Here is a 6,438-nt window from a genome sequence, read left to right on the forward strand (position 1 = left end):
CCTCAATCGTTCTTGAAGGTACCAGCCTTCCACTCCTTCAATGTCCACTCCGCGGTAAAACCCACCAGACTTCTGGGGATTGTTGCGAGTTCGGCAAGCACCCGCTCTGCTTCATCAGGGGCGAACTCCAGCGCGAATGAAGAAACCCAGTAGCGAGTTCCTTGCTCTGCATCACTCATCAGTCGCAGCACCTGCCGTTGAGCCTCGACACCGCGACTCCGCAACTCCCTCTGGATTTCCACCAGAACTTCGAACTTGCGATTAGCCGCCTTGGGTTTCGCCCCTTCAATGTCACGCCCGTGACCAGCCGAGAGGATTCCAAACTCCTCAACCAGACGTTCCGTCGAGAGGGTCTTCAGCTGTGCCTTTTTCATAGAACGACTCCAAACAACCTCAAGGCTTCCATACCAAAGGCCCTTTGTTTTTCGTAGGATTGCGTGCGCAGCCACTCACGAACCACCATTCCCCCCGAAGCTTTTTGCTTGGACGAATAGAACGCGCTGATCTGCTCATGTACGTTTTTATCGATGGCAATCACGTTCTCGGTGTTGTGAAGAGCTTCGTGACCAAATCGATCTACGTTGCCTTGATGCTGCTCGATGATGTGGTGCCACTGCTTTCCCTCTCCCGCCTTCCCCATGTAGTCCTTGAACTCCTTGTAGGATTTGAAGGCCCGATGCCCGTTGGGAAGAGGGGTGCCCTCCTTGCTGCTCTTATCCGCCTTGCTCGGTGAGCGCGTCTGGCTCGACCCGCCACCGGACATCGCCATGGCATTGGCCGGTAAAACGACGCGGATGGTGCCCTCGGCCACCGAGACGATGACCTTCTCCGTATCAGACGCTGCCGCGAGTACTCGCACACCCCCCTGCTGCGTCCCTCTGATTGAGGCCTGTGCGAACCCTGGCAGACTCGGTGCCCTGGACAGCAGCGCGGCCGTTTCACCCACCGCCGCCGTGCCCACCATGACCAGGATGCGCACACTGTTGGGCCCGATGCGCCGACCGAACCGTTCGCCCACTTCGCGCAACTCCGCGAAGGTGGTCGCCCGCGCGGACTCCTCCGAGAGCTCCATCCAGCCCTCGATGAGCCCCCACATCTCCGTCCCCAGGTAACTCCACATCAGGACGGCGAAAGCCGTGGCAACCCCCTTACTGACCGGCTCTGGTGCCACCAGCAGCGCCATGTAGGCCGTGATGGTGATGCTCGCCATGGCCGCCACACGCGTGGGGTCGAGCATGCTCCGCAACTCCGCGTTCACGCCCGCCAGAGCCGGCTCCACGGCCAGCGCCAGCGCGATGCGGCGTTTGTCGTCATCTTGCAGGCACGAACCGTCCTCGAAGAGGGAGAGACAGTCACCCGGAGTGCCACGCCGTTCGCAGAAGCGACCGTAGGACGTGGCCAGTTCCGGCCGACACCGCTGACCCACCCGAGCGCCGGAAACCAGCGCGTACCTGTGACCCGGCCGCATGGGCACGGAAGCAGGAGCCACCCGCAGGGGCATCTCCAACACCAGGCCCGCCATGGCAGCCGAGAACTCGGCATCCCCCACCTGCACCGGCGCGAAGTCCGTGGGCAGGGAGGCGAAGACCCGTGCCTCCCCATCCACTGTCGCTTCGCTCATGGCCGGTGCCGCCGTGGCACATCCCACCAGCAACACACTCGCCACCAGCGCCAGGACGCCCAGACCGGCGCACCGCCAGATATCTCGAAGCACTCGACTACTGATGACGCGAAGGGTCATGCCACCGCCAATGCTGCTGCGCGCCAGAGGCAACGGGAAGAAGCGAGGGGTACGAGCACGCGTCACTTCCAGGCATCCCCAGACGTCACACACATTCCCCCACATCTCCTCGGGACGTCCAGAAGCGAGGCTCATCCCTCACCGTGCAGGGCCTGCCCGAGCCAACGCCGTTGGTCCCCCTCCTGGGTCCAATCGTGCTAGATGCGCGGCCCATGGACGGAACCACGGAAAAGGATCCCCTTCGCGCCCGGCTGCAGGACATGGAGAAGCAGGCCGAGCTGGGCGGTGGCGCTGACCGCATCGCCAAGCAGCACGAGGCCGGCAAGCTCACCGCTCGCGAGCGCATCGACCTGCTGCTCGACCCCGGCTCCTTCACGGAGATGGACAAGTTCGTCACCCACCGCAGCAACGACTTCGGCATGGGTGACAAGAAGATCCTCGGCGACGGCGTCGTCACCGGCTACGGCACCGTCGAGGGCCGCCAGGTCTTCGTCTTCGCCCAGGACTTCACCGTCTTCGGCGGATCGCTCTCCGGCGCCTATGCCCAGAAGATCTGCAAGATCATGGACATGGCCATGCGCGTGGGCGCTCCCGTCATCGGCCTCAACGACTCGGGCGGCGCCCGCATCCAGGAGGGCGTCGAGAGCCTCGCCGGCTACGCCGACATCTTCCTGCGCAACACCCTCGCCTCCGGCGTGGTGCCGCAAATCTCCCTCATCCTGGGCCCGTGCGCGGGCGGCGCGGTGTACTCGCCCGCCATCACCGACTTCATCATGATGGTGAAGGACACCTCCTACATGTTCATCACCGGCCCGGACGTCATCAAGACGGTGACGCACCAGGAGGTGACCAAGGAGGACCTGGGCGGCGCGCTGGCGCACAACCAGAAGTCCGGCGTGGCCCACTTCGCCGCGGAGAACGAGCAGAGCGCCATCCTCATGACGCGCGAGCTCCTCTCCTTCATCCCCTCCAACAACCAGGAGGACCCGCCCGTCCAGCCGTGCGATGACGACCCGTTCCGCGCCGACGAGGGCCTCAAGACGGTCGTCCCCAGCAACCCGAACAAGCCCTACGACATCAAGGAGATCATCCGCGCTGTCGTGGACAACAAGCACTTCTTCGAGGTGCAGGAGCACTTCGCCAAGAACATGGTCATCGGCTTCGCCCGCATGAACGGCAAGTCGGTGGGCATCGTGGCCAACCAGCCGGCGGTGCTCGCGGGCTGCCTGGACATCGACGCGAGCGTGAAGGCCGCGCGCTTCGTGCGCTTCTGCGACTGCTTCAACATCCCCCTCATCACCCTGGTGGACGTGCCCGGCTTCCTGCCCGGCACCGACCAGGAGTGGGGCGGCATCATCACCCACGGCGCCAAGCTGCTCTACGCCTTCGCCGAGGCCACCGTCCCCAAAATCACCCTCATCACCCGCAAGGCCTACGGCGGCGCCTACGACGTGATGGCCTCCAAGCACATCCGCGCGGACATCAACTACGCCTACCCCACGGCGGAAATCGCCGTCATGGGCCCCGAGGGCGCGGTCAACATCATCTTCCGCAACGAGCTGCTCAAGGCCAAGGACGCCAACTCCGAGCGCACCCGGCTGGTGAACGAGTACCGCGAGAAGTTCGCCAACCCCTTCAAGGCGGCCGAGCTCGGCTACATCGACGAGGTCATCCGCCCCGAGGAGACGCGCGCGAAGATCATCCGGGCCCTGGAGATGCTCAAGAACAAGCGCCAGGAGAACCCGCCGCGCAAGCACGGCAACATCCCGCTGTAAGCAGGCAGACAAGCAGGCGGCTCGCACCGAGAAACAGTGGAACGCCTCCCTGGGAAATTTTAGGGGGGGCGTTCAGGCTTTGAAGGGACGCACCACATACAGGAGCCCCTTTTGTCTCAACCCCGCCTCGTCCTCTTCCTCGCCGATATCGAAGGCAACCTCGCCGCCCTGCGCCAGACGCTCACCCGGGCCTGTGAGGCCGCCAACGTCCCTCCGCCGGAGGTCCGCTGGGTCGAGTCCGCCACCTCGCTCGCCGATGCCGGCTGGCGCGTGGCCGAGCTGAAGCTGGTCCCCTCCGGCGGCAAGGCCGTCCCCGAGGATCACCTCGACTCGCTCGTCCGCTCCGTGGCCCGTGACTTCCGCGATCAGGCCGTGGGCCTCTACACCGACAAGGCCGGCAGCTATGGCCGCGCTTCCCTGAGCGAGCCCGGCCGCCCCTCCCGCTCCCTGGAGGGCGAGTACATCGACGTGGTGCGTCAGACGGCGCGCTGGCTGGGCATCGAGGCGCCCCTGCTCGGCCGCCTGCTCGACGGCGGGGCGACCGCTCGCAACCTGCTGGCCGCCGCGGTGGACTTCGGCAACGACGACCCCCACGCCCCGGCCCCCACCGGCAAGTCGCGCCGCCAGGAGCAGCCGCCTCCCCCGCCCGAGCCGGACGAGGATGACCGTTTCGTCGACGCCAAGCTGTCCGAGGCGCGCCGGCTGATGGAGCAGTACCTCAGCAACCGCAAGTAGTGGCTGGGCCCGCGCTCCCCTGTGCTAAAGGGAGCGCCCATGGCCAAGATCCGCAAAATCCTCGTCGCCAACCGCGGCGAGATCGCCGTCCGGGTGATGCGCACCTGCAAGGAGCTCGGCATCGCCACGGTGGCGGTCTATTCCGAGGCGGACCGCTCCGCCCTGCACGTCCGTACCGCTGACCAGGCCTTCCTGGTGGGCCCCCCGCCCTCGCGCGAGAGCTACCTCGTGCAGGAGCGGATTCTGGAGGCCGCCAAGAAGGCCGGCGCGGACGCCATCCACCCCGGCTACGGCTTCCTCTCGGAGAACGCGTCCTTCGTGCGCGCGTGCGAGAAGGCCGGCATCACCTTCATCGGCCCGCCCGCCAGCGCCATGGACGCCATGGGCGAGAAGACGCGCGCCCGCCAGAACATGATCAAGGCCGGGGTGCCCGTCGTCCCCGGCACCGCCGAGCCCATCGCCACCGTCGAGGAGGCCCGCGCCTACGCCGAGAAGATTGGCGTGCCGGTGATGCTCAAGGCGGCCGGCGGCGGTGGCGGCAAGGGCATGCGCAAGGTGGAGCGGATGGAGGACTTCGAGTCCTCGTGGCGCGCCGCCAAGAGCGAGGCGATGAATGCCTTCGGCAACGACGCCGTCTACATCGAGAAGTACCTCGAGAAGCCGCACCACGTGGAGATTCAGGTGTTCGCCGACCAGTACGGCAACACCATCCACCTCAACGAGCGCGAGTGCTCGGCGCAGCGGCGCCACCAGAAGGTGGTGGAGGAGACGCCCAGCCCCATCCTCACCCCGGAGCTGCGGGCGAAGATGGGCGAGGTGGCGGTGAAGGCCGCCAAGGCCGTGGGCTACGTGGGCGCGGGCACGGTGGAGTTCCTCGTGGACGTGCACCGCAACTTCTACTTCCTGGAGATGAACACCCGCCTCCAGGTGGAGCACCCGGTGACGGAGTGGGTGACGGGGCTGGACCTGGTGGCCTGGCAGATCAAGGTCGCCGAGGGCGAGAAGCTCCCGTACACCGAGGCGCCCACGCCCAACGGGCACTCCATCGAGGTGCGCGTGTACGCGGAGGACCCCGCGCGCAACTTCATGCCGAGCCCGGGCCGCATCAACTACCTGCGCGTGCCGGGAGGCCCGTACCTGCGCGACGACTCGGGCGTGTTCCCCGGGTACACGGTGCCCAACACGTATGACCCGATGATCTCCAAGCTGTCCGTGTGGGCCCCCACGCGGCGCGAGGCCATCGAGCGGGCCAAGCGCGCACTGGCCGAGTACGTGGTGAAGGGCATCACCACCAACGTGCGCTACCTGAAGGGGATCCTCTCGCACCCGGAGTTCGTCGAGGGCGACTACGACACGAGCTTCCTCACGCGCGAGCACGAGACGCTGCTAGGCAAGGGCGAGGATCCGCAACTGACGGAGGCCTCGCTGCTGGCGAGCGTGGTGTACGCGTACCAGAGGGATCAGAAGAAGGCGAAGACGCTGACCCAGGCGCCGTCCGAGGGCGGCAAGGGCGGCATCTCGGCGTGGCGGCTGGCGAGCCGCCGCGGGCGCTAACCCGTCAACTCCCTCTCCCCCTGGGAGAGGGCCGGGGTGAGGGTCTACCGCCCCCCCCGTGCAACCTGAGACGAATTCCATGCGTTACTTCGCGAAGCTGCAGGGACAGAAGGAAGCGGTGCCGGTGGACATCGAGCCAGCCGGAGAGAACCGCTTCAAGCTCACGCACAACGGCAAGACGTTCCTGGTGGACGCGCTGGCGCTGGACCACGGCGCGGTGTCCATGCTGGTGGATGGAACCTCCTACAGCGTCGAGTTCGACGAGCAGGGCGACGAGGTGCAGGTGTCGGTGCGGGGTCAGGTGACGCGCATCGACGTGGCGGACGAGCGGCGGCTGCGGCTGCGCGCGGCCACGGCGGGCTTCTCGGTGGAGGGCAAGCAGGTCATCTCCGCCCCCATGCCCGGCAAGGTGGTGAAGGTGCTCGTGAAGCAGGGCGACGAGGTGAAGGAAGGTCAGGGCCTGGTGGTCATCGAGGCCATGAAGATGGAGAACGAGCTGAAGAGCCCCAAGGCCGGCAAAGTGGTGGAGCTGCCGGCCAAGGAGGGCACCGCGGTGGAGATCAACGCGAAGCTCGTGGTGGTCGAGTAGGACGGGTTGCGCATGCTCCCTCTCCCTCTGGGAGAGGGGCGGGG

At 66.3% G+C, this 6,438-nt stretch carries 6 protein-coding genes; 4 read left to right on the forward strand and 2 right to left on the reverse strand.

Annotated features, from left to right (window positions below):
- Positions 1–2 precede the first annotated feature (2 nt).
- Positions 3–374 carry a hypothetical protein gene (locus Q664_RS03045; RefSeq protein ID WP_052517604.1) on the reverse strand — a complete coding sequence of 124 codons (372 nt, stop codon included), beginning with the start codon at positions 372–374 and terminating at the stop codon, positions 3–5.
- Positions 371–1,741, reverse strand: a complete 1,371-nt coding sequence (sitA5, locus tag Q664_RS55995) for a SitA5 family polymorphic toxin (RefSeq protein WP_481954991.1) — start codon at positions 1,739–1,741, stop codon at positions 371–373. Before sitA5 ends, Q664_RS03045 begins: the two co-directional genes overlap by 4 nt.
- A gap of 212 nt (positions 1,742–1,953) precedes the next feature.
- On the opposite strand from sitA5, the gene Q664_RS03055 reads away from it, so the two are divergent.
- From Q664_RS03055 to Q664_RS03070, 4 genes are all read left to right on the forward strand, one after another.
- The gene (locus Q664_RS03055) at positions 1,954–3,516 is read left to right on the forward strand and encodes an acyl-CoA carboxylase subunit beta (RefSeq protein WP_043389692.1); all 1,563 of its coding nucleotides are present in this window, start codon (positions 1,954–1,956) and stop codon (positions 3,514–3,516) included.
- Between the two features lie 111 nt (positions 3,517–3,627).
- Complete coding sequence (locus Q664_RS03060; RefSeq protein WP_043389693.1) at positions 3,628–4,251, forward strand: hypothetical protein; 624 nt, start codon at positions 3,628–3,630, stop codon at positions 4,249–4,251.
- 39 nt (positions 4,252–4,290) lie between these two features.
- Entirely contained in the window at positions 4,291–5,805 is a 1,515-nt protein-coding gene (gene accC / locus Q664_RS03065) for an acetyl-CoA carboxylase biotin carboxylase subunit (protein ID WP_043389694.1), read from the forward strand.
- Positions 5,806–5,884: 79 nt separating this feature from the next.
- Positions 5,885–6,394: a biotin/lipoyl-containing protein gene (locus Q664_RS03070; RefSeq protein WP_043389695.1), complete on the forward strand. Its 510-nt coding sequence runs from the start codon at positions 5,885–5,887 to the stop codon at positions 6,392–6,394.
- Positions 6,395–6,438: the final 44 nt, after the last annotated feature.

It is taken from the genome of Archangium violaceum Cb vi76 (genome assembly GCF_000733295.1).
In the GTDB taxonomy this organism is placed as follows: Bacteria; Myxococcota; Myxococcia; order Myxococcales; family Myxococcaceae; genus Archangium; species Archangium violaceum.